This window comes from Chloroflexota bacterium, from assembly GCA_035652535.1.
Classification (GTDB): domain Bacteria; phylum Chloroflexota; class UBA6077; order UBA6077; family SHYK01; genus DASRDP01.
In genome coordinates this window covers 1-15,549 of sequence record DASRDP010000014.1, presented here as the reverse complement: position 1 = coordinate 15,549, position 15,549 = coordinate 1, and the positions used below count along the sequence as shown (strand labels likewise).

12 protein-coding genes, 2 tRNA genes and 2 rRNA genes are annotated in these 15,549 nt (G+C 65.2%); 12 read left to right on the top strand and 4 right to left on the bottom strand.

Going from position 1 to position 15,549, the window contains the following annotated elements:
* The 4 genes from VFC51_02445 to VFC51_02430 all read left to right on the top strand — a co-directional run.
* Positions 1-418 (top strand): 23S ribosomal RNA (locus tag VFC51_02445); the annotation flags it as partial.
* A 117-nt stretch (positions 419-535) separates the two neighbouring features.
* Positions 536-652 (top strand): 5S ribosomal RNA (gene rrf / locus VFC51_02440).
* Between the two features lie 72 nt (positions 653-724).
* Positions 725-796, top strand: a tRNA-Met gene (locus VFC51_02435).
* Between the two features lie 247 nt (positions 797-1,043).
* Positions 1,044-1,117: transfer RNA gene (locus VFC51_02430), tRNA-Glu, on the top strand.
* Between the two features lie 20 nt (positions 1,118-1,137).
* Here the strand turns inward: VFC51_02430 and VFC51_02425 are convergent.
* Positions 1,138-2,328, bottom strand: a complete 1,191-nt coding sequence (locus VFC51_02425; GenBank protein HZT05859.1) for an MFS transporter — start codon at positions 2,326-2,328, stop codon at positions 1,138-1,140.
* A 305-nt stretch (positions 2,329-2,633) separates the two neighbouring features.
* On the opposite strand from VFC51_02425, the gene VFC51_02420 reads away from it, so the two are divergent.
* Genes VFC51_02420 through VFC51_02385 form a run of 8 tightly spaced genes read left to right on the top strand, consistent with a single transcriptional unit; the run spans position 2,634 to position 13,333 of the window.
* Complete coding sequence (locus tag VFC51_02420) at positions 2,634-3,047, top strand: FdtA/QdtA family cupin domain-containing protein (GenBank protein ID HZT05858.1); 414 nt, start codon at positions 2,634-2,636, stop codon at positions 3,045-3,047.
* Between the two features lie 59 nt (positions 3,048-3,106).
* A complete protein-coding gene (locus tag VFC51_02415) occupies positions 3,107-4,540 on the top strand; it encodes an NDP-hexose 2,3-dehydratase family protein (protein ID HZT05857.1) in 1,434 nt (477 codons plus the stop codon).
* Positions 4,541-4,544: 4 nt separating this feature from the next.
* Positions 4,545-5,501 carry a Gfo/Idh/MocA family oxidoreductase gene (locus VFC51_02410; protein HZT05856.1) on the top strand — a complete coding sequence of 319 codons (957 nt, stop codon included), beginning with the start codon at positions 4,545-4,547 and terminating at the stop codon, positions 5,499-5,501.
* Positions 5,502-5,506: 5 nt separating this feature from the next.
* The gene (locus VFC51_02405; protein HZT05855.1) at positions 5,507-6,622 is read left to right on the top strand and encodes a DegT/DnrJ/EryC1/StrS family aminotransferase; all 1,116 of its coding nucleotides are present in this window, start codon (positions 5,507-5,509) and stop codon (positions 6,620-6,622) included.
* Between the two features lie 39 nt (positions 6,623-6,661).
* On the top strand, positions 6,662-7,387 hold the full coding sequence (locus tag VFC51_02400) for a methyltransferase domain-containing protein (protein HZT05854.1): 726 nt from the start codon (positions 6,662-6,664) through the stop codon (positions 7,385-7,387).
* A complete protein-coding gene (locus tag VFC51_02395) occupies positions 7,388-10,513 on the top strand; it encodes a hypothetical protein (GenBank protein HZT05853.1) in 3,126 nt (1,041 codons plus the stop codon).
* A gap of 59 nt (positions 10,514-10,572) precedes the next feature.
* Positions 10,573-11,601, top strand: coding sequence for an amidohydrolase family protein (locus VFC51_02390; protein HZT05852.1), 1,029 nt, complete (start codon positions 10,573-10,575; stop codon positions 11,599-11,601).
* 19 nt (positions 11,602-11,620) lie between these two features.
* Positions 11,621-13,333, top strand: a complete 1,713-nt coding sequence (locus VFC51_02385; GenBank protein ID HZT05851.1) for a peptide ABC transporter substrate-binding protein — start codon at positions 11,621-11,623, stop codon at positions 13,331-13,333.
* Positions 13,334-13,370: 37 nt separating this feature from the next.
* Here VFC51_02385 and VFC51_02380 read toward each other — a convergent pair whose 3' ends face one another.
* From VFC51_02380 to VFC51_02370, 3 genes are all read right to left on the bottom strand, one after another.
* Positions 13,371-14,132: a methyltransferase domain-containing protein gene (locus tag VFC51_02380; protein ID HZT05850.1), complete on the bottom strand. Its 762-nt coding sequence runs from the start codon at positions 14,130-14,132 to the stop codon at positions 13,371-13,373.
* The gene (locus VFC51_02375) at positions 14,132-14,527 is read right to left on the bottom strand and encodes a VOC family protein (GenBank protein HZT05849.1); all 396 of its coding nucleotides are present in this window, start codon (positions 14,525-14,527) and stop codon (positions 14,132-14,134) included. Before VFC51_02375 ends, VFC51_02380 begins: the two co-directional genes overlap by 1 nt.
* A gap of 80 nt (positions 14,528-14,607) precedes the next feature.
* Positions 14,608-15,258, bottom strand: a complete 651-nt coding sequence (locus tag VFC51_02370) for a Fe-Mn family superoxide dismutase (protein HZT05848.1) — start codon at positions 15,256-15,258, stop codon at positions 14,608-14,610.
* Positions 15,259-15,549: the final 291 nt, after the last annotated feature.

Below are 15,549 nucleotides of genomic sequence, written 5' to 3'. Positions count from 1 at the left end.
ACGGCAAGGTTTGGCACCTCGATGTCGGCTCGTCGCATCCTGGGGCCGGAGCAGGTCCCAAGGGTTGGGCTGTTCGCCCATTAAAGCGGTACGCGAGCTGGGTTCAGAACGTCGTGAGACAGTTCGGTCTCTATCCACTGCAGGCGTAGGGAATTTGAGGAAGGCTGTCCCTAGTACGAGAGGACCGGGATGGACGGACCTCCGGTGTACCAGTTGTCCTGCCAAGGGCACCGCTGGGTAGCCGACGTCCGGTCGGGATAAGCGCTGAAAGCATCTAAGCGCGAAGCCCTTTCCAAGATGAGATTCCCCACGGCGTAAGCCGGTAAGGCCACAGGAAGACCACCTGTTTGATAGGCCGCATGTGTACGGCGGGCAACCGCCTCAGCTAAGCGGTACTAATGGCCGAGGGCTCAACCACTACGCGGAGCGCCTTGCCGCGCCAACAGGATCGATCCCTATCAGTCCGTCACCGTCTTTGCTCACGCGTGAGCCGGCCGCGCTCGTCGCAGCCATCTCACCGCCACATCGCACCGGTCCTGGTGTTTCGAGCGAGGTGGAACCACCCGTTCCCATCCCGAACACGGAAGTGAAACGCCTCAGCGTCGACGATACTGGAGGGGCAACCCTCTGGGAAAATAGACCAATGCCAGGGCCATCTTTGCCCGCCCAACGTGCCTCGCGACCTGACGCGCAAGCGCTCCTCGCGGTACACTGAGGCAGACAACGCGGGATGGAGCAGCGGTAGCTCGTCGGGCTCATAACCCGAAGGTCGTGGGTTCGAATCCCACTCCCGCTACCCGCAGACGAGGCCGCCGGAGCGCTCCGGCGGCCTCGTCCCGTCTCAACCGCACGGCACGATCGAGAAGGAATCGGGTACCGCGACACGGGGGCAGTCGCCACGTGCCAGTGAGCGAGCGCACTTTCGGCGCTGTCGCCTTGGAAGATCCGGACGCGCAGTGGGAGCTTCACCGCGATCCTCGCGGTGAGAGGTCTGCCTCCTGACGCCCGTATAATCCGGGCGAAGCGTCCGCGCGCTTTCCCCCGCCCCCGTCGTCTAGTGGCCCAGGACGCAGCCCTTTCAAGGCTGAGATCGCGGGTTCGAATCCCGCCGGGGGTACCGCTGTCCCGATCGACCCCCTACTCTCCTGCGCGTGACACGGCCGCGGCGGTCCTCGATACGATCGCGGTGAGCGCAGCGCCGAGCAGCAGTACGGCCGCCGAGGCGACGAACACGGCGCGCACGCTGATCGCTGCGATCACTGACCCGACGACGCCGCCGAACAGAAACGACAGATTGCTGGGAAAGAGCGTGAGGTTCAGCACTGACGCGCGCCGATCGCTCGGCGTCGCCAACGCGATCACCGAGACGATGAGCGGGCTCAGGCCACCCTGCACGGCCCCCATCGCGCCGCGCGCGACCAGCAGGGCGACGTAGTCGGGCGACCGGGCCTGGGCCAGGGCGGCGACGGACCCACCGACGAGCGCGGCGGCGAGGACGCGCCACGACCGTTCCGCCCGTCCCAGCCGGCTGAGAATCGGTCCAGATCCTGCCGAAACCAGCCCCGCCGTCAACAAGACGGCGCCGATCGCCAGGGGGAGGTCCGGGCCGCGATACGTCTCGGACACGAGGAGGGGCACGAACGGTCCGGGCATGTTCATGCCAAGGAGCGCGACAAAGTACAGTCCGAACAGCGGCAGCACGATCGGCGACGCGCGAAGGTTCCCCGGCAATGCTCGGAGCAGAGCACCCGTCGATGCGGTCGATCTCGGCCCTTGGGCATGCTCGTGCAAGCCGATCGCCAGGAGCAGCGCCACGGTCCAGCAGACGATGCCGTCGGCCTGATACAAGCGAGCAATGCCAATCTGGGGAATCAGCCATCCACCGATGAACGGGCCGACCGAGACACCGAGCGTGCTGCCAGCCGTGATGAAGGCGATCGCTGTGGCGACGTGCCGTCTCGGGGCGGCATCGGCCAAGACCGCGTACATGACGCCCGTGTTTCCCAGAATGAATCCGACGAGCACGCGCGCGGGGACAAGCTGCCAGGGGGCCGCCGCGATGCCGAACAGGAAGAAGATGATCCCTTCGCCCACCGTGGAGCGGAGGATAATGAGCTTGCGGCTGTAGCGATCCGCCCAGACGCCCCAGAAGGGCGCCAGCGGCAGGCCCAGGACGAAGGAGACCGCGGTGAGCAGGCCAGTCCATTGCGGGACCTGCGATTCGGGAACGCCAAACTGCGCCAGGTACAGCGGCGTGAAGGCGCCCAGATGGCCGAAGCCCAGCGTCTCGACGAAGCTTGCGAGGGCGAAGAGGAGCGCCGATCCCAACCAGGCGTCAGGGCGCTGATCCGGGATCTCGGTCCGGCCTGATCGCGGCGCGCGCACTCGGCATTATAGCGGCCACCTTGACCCTGGTTCGAAGCGCTCCGTATAGTGGCGATTGTCCTCCCGCGCGACGCGATGTGCCGTCAACGGAGTCGAGCGAGACGTCTCTGGGCCCAAAGGGCGCTCAGCGATCGAAGGGTATTTCGTCCACGGGTATGCGCTTTGTGTCACGGCGCGGCATCTCGCATCAGTCCGCGAGCCCCTCTGCGAAAGCTCCGGGCGGGGATGCAGCGCGCGCGCTCACTAACGTGACGCGGCTGACCGCGGCCAGACGAGTCGCGCTTCCTACCTTCGTGGATTCGCGCGGCGCGCTCACGGCGTTCGAGAGCAACCTCGAAGTGCCCTTTCAGATCGCGCGCGTCTTCTATGTCTATGACGTGCAGGCGCCATTCGAGCGCGGGGGACACGCCCATGTACATGCCGATCAGCTGCTCGTCTGCGTAGCCGGGCGTATGAGCGTCGATCTCGTCGACCCTTCGAGCACGGAGACCTACGTCCTCGACGATCCGAGCACCGGCCTCTTCGTGCCGCGGCTCGTGTGGACACGGCTCTACGGCTTTACGCCAGGCGCGGTCTGTCTGGCCGCGGCCAGCAATCACTATGAGCAGAGCGAGGTCATACGCGACTGGGACGAGTACGTACGCCGCGCGTTGGAGCCGTAGAATTTCCGCTCGGTCACGGTCAAGGCACCCCACATGAATCCCAAGACGACGGAGTCTCTGTGATATCGGAAGACACGTGTATCGAAGAGCGTTTTGCGCGGTCCGCCCTGACCGAAGACAACCCATATCAGACGACTGATGACGCGATGCGGTGGCTGAACGAGCGCGGGGCTGAGAACGCGCTCCTCGTCGAGCGGGTGCCGTTTACCGCGCTTCGTGAATGGTCCTTCGAGTCCTCCACCGGCGACCTGGTGCACCGAACCGGGAAGTTCTTTCGGGTGCATGGCATCCGGATCCACGTCAGCGAGGGGACCGAGGAGCGATCGTGGCTGCAGCCGATCGTCGACCAGCCGGAGATCGGCATCCTCGGGATCATTGCCAAACAGATAGACGGCCAGCTCTTCTTTCTGATGCAGGCGAAGCTGGAGCCGGGAAATCCCGCCGGAGTCCAGCTCACTCCAACGCTCCAGGCCACTCGGAGTAACTACACGCAGGTTCACCAGGGGGCCAGGCCAAAGTATCTCGATTACTTTCTCGATCGCGCGGCGGCGACTCCACTCGTCGATCAGCTTCAGTTCGAGCAGGGATCGACGTTTCTGCGCAAGCGGAACCGCAACGTCATCGTCGAGGTGCTCGAGGACGTGCCGGTCGAGGAGGACTTTCGCTGGTTCACCCTGGGCCAGATCAAGAAGCTCCTCCGGGTCCCCAACCTCGTAAGCATGGATGCCCGCACCGTGCTCGCGTGCATCCCGCTTCGCGACCGCGCCGGCCATCGCGCGCTCGGACGCGGAGGGGACGGGGGTCCCCAGAAAGGGTCGTTCGGGGCACGCCTCTATCAATCCATGGCGCACGGCGAGCGACCGGCGAATGCGGACCACGTGGTCCAAAGCTGGCTCACCGATGTGAAATGCCGCGTTCAGTTGTCCGTCGAGCGTATTCCCCTCGCGGACATGCCAGGCTGGGCACGTCACGAGCGAGCGATCTCCCACGAGGGTGCACGTTTCTTTGAGGTCGTCGGCGTGACGGTGCGCGCGAAGAACCGCGAGGTGTCCGCGTGGGATCAGCCGCTCGTGTCGCCGCGCGAGAAGGGCATGGTTGCTTTTCTCGTGAAGGAGATCGGCGGCGTGCTCCATTTCCTCGTCCAGGGCGTTGTCGAGCCGGGCAATCCGGATATCGTGAGCGTGGGCGCGACGGTTCACTGCGTGCTGAGCGAGCGAAGCGTCCACGATCCGGCGTCGTGGCCGCCCTATATGGAAGAGGCGGTTCACGCGCCACAGTCGGCCATTCGGTATTCGTGCGTGCAGTCGGAGGAAGGTGGGCGCTTTTACCACGCGGAGAACGAGTACCGCGTCGTCGAAGTCGATCCGACCTTCGCGGCAGTGCCGAGCGATCGCTACTGCTGGGTGACGTTGCGCCAGCTCAACGAGCTGGTGCGCTGGGGCCTCGTCAACGTTGAGGCGCGGAGCTTGCTGGCCTGTCTGAGCATCACCTAGCTCGATGGACGTCTTGATTCTCGGCCTCTCCAGCATCGTGCAGCGTAGGGTGCGGGCCGCGTTGCAGGCGGTGCCCGCAGTGCAGCGAGTCGACCTGGCCACGCGTCGCGCGAAGACTGGCGTTGCCAGCGATTGGACGGAGGGCACGGTATTCGATGATTTCCGCCCTGCCCTCGACCGCAGCACGGCTTCGCTCGTGTACGTCTCGCTGGTGAACTCAGAACACGAGCGGTGGGCTGAGGCGGCCATCGCTTCTGGGCGGCACGTGGTTGTGGACAAACCCGCCTTTCTCGGGCTCCGCACCGCGGAGCGTATGCTCGATCTTGCCGCGAAGAAGCGCGTGTGCCTGGCGGAGGCCATCGTGTACGGCTACCACCCCCAGATGCAACGCGTCCATCGCATCTTCGCAGAGGCCGGATGCGCCCCATCTCGCATCACTGCCACGTTCTCGTTCCCGCCCCTTGACGAGTCGAATTTTCGCTACCGGCGCGCGTTGGGCGGCGGGGCACTGTGGGATGTCGGCCCGTACGCGGCATCCATCGGGCGTCTGATCTTCCGGGACGCGCCGACCGCCGTCGACTGTCGTATCCTCACGCGGGGCGGGATCGACAAGGTGGACACGGCATTCGCCGTCCTCGCAACATTCTCCGGGGGACGGAGCATGGTGGGGCTGTTCGGCTTCAACACCGTCTACCGCAATCGGGTCGACGTGTTGGGAGAGCATGTTGGCGTCGAGATCGACCGCGTCTTCACGACCCCTCCCGACTCCGCGAGCCCCCTCCGCGTGACGCGGCCCCATGGGACGTCCAGGGAAGACGGCCTGGTCGGAGATTCCTTCCAGGCCTTCTTCGCCCACGTATGCGAGCGCATCGACCGAGGGAGCTGGAATGACCTGACCGGCGCGCTGGCGGCGGACGCGCGCGCGCTCCAGCAGCTTCGAGACTCTTCGGGGGCAGACTGAGGACGATGCCGATCGGCGTGTGGGACTACCGCGCGGAGTATGAGGTCGAGCGCCCAGAAATCCTGGACGCGGTGGAACGCGTGTTTCGGTCGGGCCGATTGATCCTCGGCGAGCACGTTCGAGAGTTCGAGCGACGCTTCGCCCAATATTGCGGTGTGGCGCACGGGGTCGGGGTGAACAGCGGGACCGACGCGCTCTTCCTCGGTTTGAAGACGCTCGGGATCGGTCCCGGCGATGAGGTCATCACTGTCGCGAACACGGCGGTGCCGACCGTCGCCGCCATCGTCTCAACCGGCGCAACCCCGCGCTTCGTGGACATCGATCCCCGGACCTATCTGATGGACGTCGCGCAATTGGAGGGAACGATTACCGATCGCACCCGGTGCATCCTTCCCGTCCATCTTTTCGGACAGTGCGTGCGGATGGAGGTCGTGCGGGAGGTCGCCGAGCGACACGGGCTGGCGGTGCTCGAAGACTGTGCGCAGAGCCATGGCGCGACGCGGCACGGGCGGCAGTCAGGCTCGCTCTCGGACATCGCCGCCTTCTCCTTCTACCCCACCAAGATCCTGGGGGGATACGGGGACGGGGGGATGATCCTCACCAACGACGCGGATCTGGCTGCCAAGGCGAGGCGGCTCCGGATGTATGGCATGGAGCGCGAATACTACGCGGAGGAGCACGGCTACAACTCGCGCCTCGACGAGGTGCACGCGGCCATCCTTCTCACCAAACTTCCCAAACTCGACGAGTACGTCCAACGGCGCCAGAGACTCGCCGAGCGCTACGATCGCAGCCTCAGAGATACACCGCTCGTGCTCCCGACGGTCGAGTCGGGAAACCGCCACGCGTACTACCTGTACGTCGCGCGGCACCCACAGCGTGACGCGATCATCCAGGCGCTTGCCGAGCGCGAGATCGTCGTGAACGTGAGCTATCGTTGGCCGATCCATACGATGCGGGCGTATAGCTGGCTCGGCTATCGTGCGGGTGACCTCCCCCATACCGAGGCCGCGATGCGCGAGATCTTCTCACTGCCGATGTACCCTTCGCTGACCGACGACGATCAGGACAGGGTCTGCGCCGCGCTCCACGAGATCCTGTCCGGCGTCGTCGCGGCCTAAAAAGGAGACCCAGAAAGCGATCCGACGCGATCGAGCCCTATGGACGCCGAGCAGTACGCCATCATGTATCACGTCGAGCGCACCCACTGGTGGTACCAGGGGATGCGACGGAACACGCGCGCGCTTCTTCGGCGGTTTCTCCCGCCAGGGCGCCAGGCGATGGTGCTCGATGCCGGGTGCGGAACCGGCGGAACGACCATCGATCTCGCGGAGTTCGGGGTCGTCACCGGCGTCGACTTCTCGCCCGAGGCGCTCGAGTTCGCGCGGACGCGCGGGCTACAGCGCCTCGTTCGAGGATCCATCGAGCGTCTCCCCTTTGCGTCGAATACCTTTGACCTGGTCACGAGCTTCGATGTCCTCTACCACAGGTCCGTGGGGGATGAGCGGCAGGCGATGGCGGAGTTCTATCGTGTGCTCCGTCCTGGAGGACTCGCGCTCGTTCGCGATCCGGCCTTCGACTGGCTTCGCGGCGCGCACGACGTGGGAATCCACACGGTGCGTCGGTTCACGACGAAGCAGCTCTCAGAACGGATGAGTGGCGCCGGTTTTCACGTCCTGTTTACCAGCTACGGCAACGTTCTCCTCTTTCCCCTCGCCCTCGCGAAGCGCGCGGTGGATCGGTTCATCCCGTCGCCCGCAGACCTTGACATTCCGCCACGGCCGATCAACCGCCTTTTTGAAACTGCCCTCTCCCTCGAGGCGCCATTCGCGGGCAGGATTCGGTTTCCCGTCGGTCTCTCCGCGGTGGTCCTTGGGCAAAAGTAGGTGATCCCAGAGCCCCGACCCGCCGACCAGGCGACCGACGCGCCCTGGCAGCGGGACGCGAACGGCGCCGTCCGGCGAATCGAGCCCACAGCGCTTCCGTCGAGATCCGCCGCGGCTCGACCCGGCCGGAGCGGCCGCCTGTCCGATCTCCTCGCGCTGTTCTGCCTCGCCCTCGTCGTCCTGGTCTCGTTCCGCGACCCCCTGATTCACGGACTCATCGCGTTCGAAAAGGACACGCTCGTCTTCTTTTATCCACTCGAGGCGTGGTTTGGCGACGAATGGAAGGCTGGCCGTTTCCCCCTGTGGAATCCGTACATCTTTACCGGCTATCCGATGTTTGCCGACGGCGAGAGCGGGCTCGCCAACCCGCTGAACCTGGTCCTCCTCCGATTCCTGTCGGCGGCGCACACCCTGCTGTGGCTGCGGATCACGAGCGTTTTCATCGGCGGCGCTGGGGCCTATGCGCTCTGTCGGGCGCTGGGGCTTCGGCCGCTTGCCGCCTTCCTCGGCGGCATAACGTTCAGTGTCGGCAGCTTCTTTCCCAGCCAGCAGCATCACGAAAACATCCTTCGCACCGCCGCCTGGCTCCCGCTCATCCTCGCCTGTGTCGAGGGGGCGTTCGGGGCCCGTGGGTGGCGACGCCAGGCGTACCTGACCGCCGGGGCGCTGGCGCTGGCGATGGCTTCGGTCGGCCTCCACCCTCAGGTTCTCGCCATGGTCCTCATCGCGTTCGCGACCTTTGTGGTTTACCGCGGTCTTGTCGCCGAAGCCGGCCAGGGAAGGTCGATCATCTGGCGATTCGTCGTGCGCGGTGGCCGAGTCGTCTGGTTCGGCCTCTACGTCGGGCTGTTGGGACTCGCCCTGGGAGCGGTCCAGCTCGTGCCTCTCGCCGAGCTGGGCTCGGAGACCATTCGCGGCTCCCAGCCAGACTACTTCTTCGCCACGAGCTACGCGCTTCCGATGCAGAACCTGGTCGACCTGATCTTTCCCTATTTCTATCGCGCTCCGGATTCCAGCTACTGGTCGCTCTGGGCCAAGTGGGAGACGGCGATCTATGTCGGGATCGCGCCCTTTGTTCTGGGCATGGTCGGCGTCCTATTCAGCCGAAAGCGCTCCACGCCGTACTTCGTGGGGCTGGCCATGGTTGGGCTGTGGCTCGCCTTCGCGAGCTACGCGCCCGTCGATCTCTATCGACTGCTGTGGAGCCTCCCCGGGTTTTCGGCGTTTCGCGTCCCCGGGCGATACACGTATCTCTTCGTATTCGCCTGGTCCGTGCTGGCGGCGATGGGACTTCAGGCGACCGCCGACGCGCGATTCTGGGAGCATCGAGGAAGACGCGCGGCGATGATCGGGCTCATTGCGCTCCTGGCCGCTTCGGGCGCCGTGCTCGTGTACGGCATGCGCAACCTGCGGACCTCGATGCTGGCCGATCCGACCGGCGCCGCAGCCTGGATCAACACGAGCTATCTCGCCCTGCGACATCATCTCGAGGGGCTCGAGACCGGCCAGGTCTACCGCGGCCTGGTCGCCTCGCTGGACCTGGGAAACCATCGCACGGCATTCAGCCTGGCGCTCCTCGTTGCGACGGTCGCCCTGCTCATGGGAGCCACGCTTTCGCGCAGGACCCTTCTTGTGTGGCGCTCGGGCCTCGTTGGCCTGGCCATCATCGACCTGCTCGCCTTCGGATCTGGCCTCCACCAGGAGATGCCCATCTCCCAGTTCGAGGCCGCGTCGCCGGCGATCCGATTCCTCGCCCACTGCGGATCGACGTCGCCATGCAGGGCTCCGGCCGAGGGCGAAGGCGATGCGCTCCTCGAGCAATGGCGGGTGTATACGCCTGGAACGATACCGTCGGTCGAGTTCGATCGTCTCGTTCCATTCCGAATCGCGGACGTCGGCGGCTATGCGTCGCCAGATCTCCGCCGGAACTTCACGTATTGGGCCGGCATCGACAGCGTACAGAATCAATTTCTCGACCTGGCCAACGTCCGGTATCTGGTCTACCCCGCGCATCCCGTGGCGCTGCCGTCGTATCGAAATGTGCCATATGACCCGATGCATCCTTTGATGGCCGGCAGCGCCTCGGCGATCGGCGGCGACGAATCGTTCGCGTTCGACGGCGCGCGGGGCGATCGGCTGCAGCTTCTCGCATCGTTGACCCGGAGCGTGACGATTCCCCAGGGCGAGGTCGTCGCCGAGATCACCGTCGTGCCGCGCAGCGGCCAGCCTGTCCAGCTGGCAGTGCGGGCAGGCGAAGACGTTGCCGAGGCGGCCTACGACCGACCAGACGTGCGCGGGCGCGTCCAACACGACATGCCCGCCGAGACGGCATTCGAGCGGCCGGACGTGTATCTCGCCGATGGATCGACCTATCAGCGGCGGACCTACTACTCTGAACGCGACCTGCCGCGCACGCTCGACGTGGATCATGTCGAGGTCCGATACGTAGACCGGACGGGCGGGATCGAGGTGTACGGGATCGGAATCTACAACTTCGCGACCCATGCGACGGCCGGTGTTACCCAGGAAAATCGGACGAAGCTGCGCGAGGTCTATAGCGACGCGGACGTTCGCATTTTCGAGAACGCCGATGCCTTCCCGCGCGCGTACGTCGTGCCGAGCGCGCGGATTGCCCGCGACGCAGACAACGGCCTCGCGGATATGCAGGAAGCGCCGTTTGATCCCTCGACGCAGGTTATGTTGGCCAGCCCGCCCGCCGGCTTCTCACGTGCCGCGTCGGACGGCGACGACTCGGGGGCGTCCCCCGCTGGTCGATCGCGTCGGCCGATTCCCGCCGAGGCGATGGTCGTCACGCCGGATCGGGCGGTGTACCGGGCGTCTGCACCGTCCGGTGGGTATTTTGTCCGCGTGGCCAACGACCTCCCCGGGTGGCGCGCCTGGGTCGACGGGCGCGAAGAGCCCATCCTTCTGGCCAACGGGCTCTTCCAGGCGGTACCAGTCGGACCGGGCGCCCACGTCGTCGAGCTCCGGTACGAGCCTCGGTCGGTCGAGCTCGGCGTTCGCGTCAGCGCTTTGGCGGCCCTTATCGCGCTGGGGATGTTGTCCGGAGCCCTGATTTCCAAGGTACGTCGCGGAGGGAGCGCCAGCGGCGCGGGCATTTCCTAATCTGCCCGCGTTGGTGTTCAATGGTGCATCGACGCTCCCCCGGGCGCGAGGAGGTTTCCGTGACCACCATTGACTCAGACGCGCACGTGATCGAATGCGAGCGGACCTGGCAGTATGTGGAGAAGGCGGCCCGCGAGCTGATGCCGAAGCTCGTCATCGAGGATGGCGAGGACAGCGGACAGAAGCAATTCTGGGTGCTGGAAGGCCGGGCGCACAGCCAGGCGAACGTCGGGCTCAATACGTCGAAGGAATCGCGCGAGATGGCCGACGTCGATGCGCGTCTCAGGCATATGAACGAGCTGGAAATCGACGTGCAGGTACTTTACCCGTCCCTCTTCCTCCGCCCGCTGACTCGCCGGCGCGATGTCGAGATCGCACTGTGCCGGAGCTACAACCGGTGGCTCGCGGACGTCTGGAGTCAGGGGAAGGGGCGGCTGCGATGGGCGGTGGTGCTTCCGCTCATGAGCATCGAGGAATCGCTCGCCGAGATGCGCTTCGCCCACGACCATGGTGCGTGCGCGGTATTCATGCGGGGAATCGAGATGGACTTGACGCTCGATTCGCCGTACTTCTATCCGATCTACGACGCCGCGGCCGAGATGAACATGCCGATCGGGATTCACGCCGGAAACAATAGCTTCTTCTGGAACGACATGTTCTTCGACGAAGGCGGCTACTCGCGGGCGAAGCTGCCCGTGATCAGCGCGTTCCACTCGTTCGTCATGAGCGGGGTCATGGCTCGGTTTCCGCGCCTCCGAGTCGGCTTCATCGAGGCGGCCGCTCAGTGGGTGCCTGCGGCGATCCACGACGCGGCGCGCCGAATCGAGCGCCGTCGTCGAGAGCCGTACGACCGGACCAGCGTACTCCGGGACAATCGGCTGTTCGTCGCGTGTCAGACTGACGATGACCTCGCCTACGTTCTGAAGTACGCGGGGGAGGACAATCTGGTGATCGGGACAGATTACGGCCACAATGACACGGCGACGGAGATCGACGCCCTTCGCTATCTCAGGAACAGCGGCGAGGTGAGCGCGGCGGCGATCGAGAAGATTCTCGGGGCGAATGCCCAGGCGCTCTACGGTCTGTAACGATCGTGGCGGAGGTACCATGCACGCCTCGCAAGGGCGGCTAGCCATCATCGTCTTGATCGGGGCGCTGTGCGCCTGCGTGGCTCCCGAGCGGGGGGTCGGATCGCAGCCACGGGCAGGAGCGAGCGAGGGGCCAAGGAGTCCCAAGCGCATAACCATCGCCATCAACGTCGAGCCACCGTCGCTTCACTACAACCTGATCCCCAATCCCATTCGGGCCGCGCCCGGGTCAATCCAAGAGATCGTCCACCCGGGATTGACCGAGTGGGACAACCAGGGAACGCTCCGGCCGGTCCTCGTCGAGGCGGTCCCCTCCGTCGACAATGGCCTTTGGCGCGTGGAGCCCGATGGAAGCATGGAGATGACGTGGACGATCAGGCAGGGCGCCACCTGGCACGACGGAGCGCCGGTGACGACCGGCGACCTGGGCTTCACCGTGCAGCTCATGCGGGACAAGGACCTGGCGGTGTTCCACGACAAGTATTCGGACCTGATCGACGGCGTGGATGCCCCGGACGAGCGGACGGTGACCGTGCACTGGCGCAAGCCGTATATCGACGCGGACACCCTCTTCACCTATACCCGCGGCCTGCCGGTGGCGGCGCACCTAATGGAACGAACGTATACCGACAATCACGCAGGATTTCTCGACAGCTCGTATTGGAGCACGGATTTCGTCGGGACCGGTCCGTTCCGCCTCAAGGATTGGAGTCGCGGCAGCCATCTCACGCTTGCCGCCTACGATGGCTACATCCTCGGGCGCCCAAAGCTCGACGAGATCCAGGTGGATTTCGTGGCGGACGGAAATGCGCTTGCCTCGAACATCCTCGCCGGCGCCGTGGACCTTACCCTGCGACAGTCGCTTTCGGTCGATCAGGCGCTAGCCCTGCGGGACCAGTGGAAAGACGGAAAGGTCTACACATCGGCTGATGGCTGGGCAGTCGTGTACCCCCAGTTCGTCGGTGCCAACCCGCCCATTGTTCTCAACGTCCAATTTCGCAAGGCGCTCCTAACTGGCATCGATCGCCAACAGCTTGCCGATCAGCTCATGGCGGGACTCCTTCCGATCGCAGAGAGCCCGCTGTTCCCGGGCACGTCGGAATACCAGGCGACGGAGGCGCAGATCGTCCACTATGCCTACGATCCCCAGGCCGCGAGCCAGATGATCGAACGCCTCGGCTACAGCAGAGGCCCCGACGGATTGATGCGCGACAGCACGGGACAGAAGCTCACGATCGAGGTGCGCACGGCCACCCAGCGGGACCTGCACACCAAGACCCTGTTTCCCGTCGTGGACTACTGGCAGCAGCTCGGCGTCGACGCGCAACCGCTCGTCATTCCGGCCCAGAACGCGACCAATCTGGAGGAGCAGGCGACGTTCCCTGCCTTTCAGGTCCTGCGGCAGCCTGCCGGGCGCGCACGGATGGTTGGCTTGCACAGCTCCGAGGCCAGGCTCCCCGAACGGAACTACACCGGGAGCAACAATGGGCGCTACATCAATCCCGATCTGGATGCGCTTATCGATCAATACACGGTCACCATCCCCATCGCCTCGCGGTACCAGATCTCGGGGCAAATGGTTCACCTCATTACGGACCAGTTGCCGGTGCTCCCGCTCTTCTTCGACGCCACCCCCAGTCTCGTGGGTAGTCGGCTGAAGGGAGTCACGACGCTAAACGGCGACGAGAACGCGCGCCAGGCGTGGAACTCCCAGGAGTGGGACGTCGAGTAGCGGTCGCGCCACGCGGCCCACGCGAACCAGCGTGCGGTTAAATCGTCGCGACGATGAACAGGCGGCGGAAGGGCAACAGCGTGTGGCCGTCTGATCGTTGGGGGTAGGCCTTCCGCACGAGGCCTCCATAGCACGCTTCGAACTCGCCGCGCATCGGCTCGTCCAGCTCGGCGAGGAACTGCTGAAGCCAAGAGCCCTTCAGCCACTCCTTCACGGGGTCGGGCCCTGACAGGACGTGGAGGTACTCGGTTTCCCAGATGTCGAGGGTTTTTGTGATGGGCGCGAGGAGGTCGTAGTAGAAGGCTGGCTCCTGGGTGGGGGATGGCCGAATCAGGTGCTCGAGTCGCTCGCGCCACGGGCCCGAGCGAACGGCCTCGTCGACGAGGGCGTGAGACGGGGCGGTGAAGTTCCGCGGCATCTGCGCGGCGAGGACCCCATCGGGCGCCAGATACGACACGAGGCGGGGGAAGACGCGCTCGTGACGCGGGAGCCAGTGGAGCGCGGCGTTGGAGTAGATGAGGTCCGGAGCGGCGCGCGGCGCCCAGCTCCCCAGGTCCGCGCGCTCCCAATCGATGTCCGGGGCTTCGGATGCGCGGGCGAGCATTTCCTCGGAGTCGTCGACACCGGTCACATGGGCCGCGGGCCAACGACTTTTTATCTGGCGCGTGACGTTTCCGGTCCCGGCGCCGAGGTCACAGATCTCCGCAGGCGCCGAGAGCGGCACGTGATCGAGGAGGTCGAGGGCCGGCCGCAGTCGGTGGTCGGCGAACTTCATGTACTGGGCCGGATCCCACGGCATCAGTGTTGACCGAGGCCGAACGAGTTTCCGTCCGGATCAGAGAACGTCGCCCACCAGCCCCACGGCTGCTGGGCGGGCGGCTCGGCGAACGGGACGCCGCGCGCGCTCAGCTCGCGATACGTCGCCTGAATATCCGGCGTATCGAAGATGGCCCCGGTGAAGCGACCGATCCGCGCCGTGGCCGCCTCGTACGTTTCGGCCCCGGGCATCTCCGGTGTCGGTTTGTAGAGGGTGAGGCACGTCTGGGCGCCCTTCGGGGCCACCATGATCCAGCGGGCTGAGGGGCCCATCGGCTCGTCCGCGCGCAGCTCAAAGCCGAGCTTGTTCACGTAGAAGTCGACTGCGCTGTCCTGGTCCGACACGTAGATCGGCGTGCTGAACAGATGCGAGATCACGGTGACACCTCCCAGCGGAAGTAACGGGATCGGCGGGCGTCCGGGTCCGGCTCCCGCGCGGCAGACCGCTGGCGGGTCCGTCAGACCGCTACGCGCGTGACTCCAACGGGTCGGACGGAGGACGGACTGGTGAGGCGCTGATCGACCGTGTTCCAATCGATGTTGCTGAAGAACGCCTCGATGTACTTCGCCCGCTCAGACGGCTTGTAGTCGATCATGAAGGCGTGCTCCCACACGTCCATGACAAGCAAGGGCTTGAACCCTGCCGGATTGCCGGTCTGGTGCAGGGTAATCCAGTGATTGCTGATCTGCTCGGTCACCGGGTCCTGGTACGTCACGACCCAGCCCACCCCTCGCATCGTACCGACTGAGCGAAAATCCGTGAGCCAATTCTCCCAGCTCCCAAAGGTGCGCTCGATGGCGGCAAGGGTTGGGGAGCCGGATCGCGGCTTTTCGGAGCCCGCCGATGAAAGATTGCCGAAGTAGTACTCGTGGAGGATCATGCCGTTGTACTCGAAGCCCAGCGCGCGGTTGAGCTCGGCATACTCAGGGGTGCTGCCTTTCCCCGCCTTGAGGAGCTCGGCGATCTGTTCATTGAGCTTATTCGTGTTGGTGATGTATCCCTGGTACAGGCCGAGGTGCACCTCGATTTGCTGGTCCGAAAGGCCGTTCAAGCCCCGAAGATGCGAAAAGTCCGCTGCACGGTAGGGTACCGGGTTCGTTTGTCCCATAGGATACCGCTCCTCCTGGCGTTCGAATGTACCGCGCGACGGTGCAGGGAAATCCCGAACTTGCTTGGGCGATCTCGGCACGACCAGGCTCGTCCGGTCGCAGCTGGGTGCTGCGCGAGGCGTCGGCGGTGGGTCCTGTGTGCGGATGACGGTCGGGTGATGCTCCGCACTCCTCTTGTCATTCTACCGGTTGCCAGGCAGGGCCTGCAGCCATCACGATTCAGGCGGGGCCGCCGTTCCATCGGGGTGATGCGCCAACAGATGGTATCCACTCCAAGGGCCAAGGCGGAC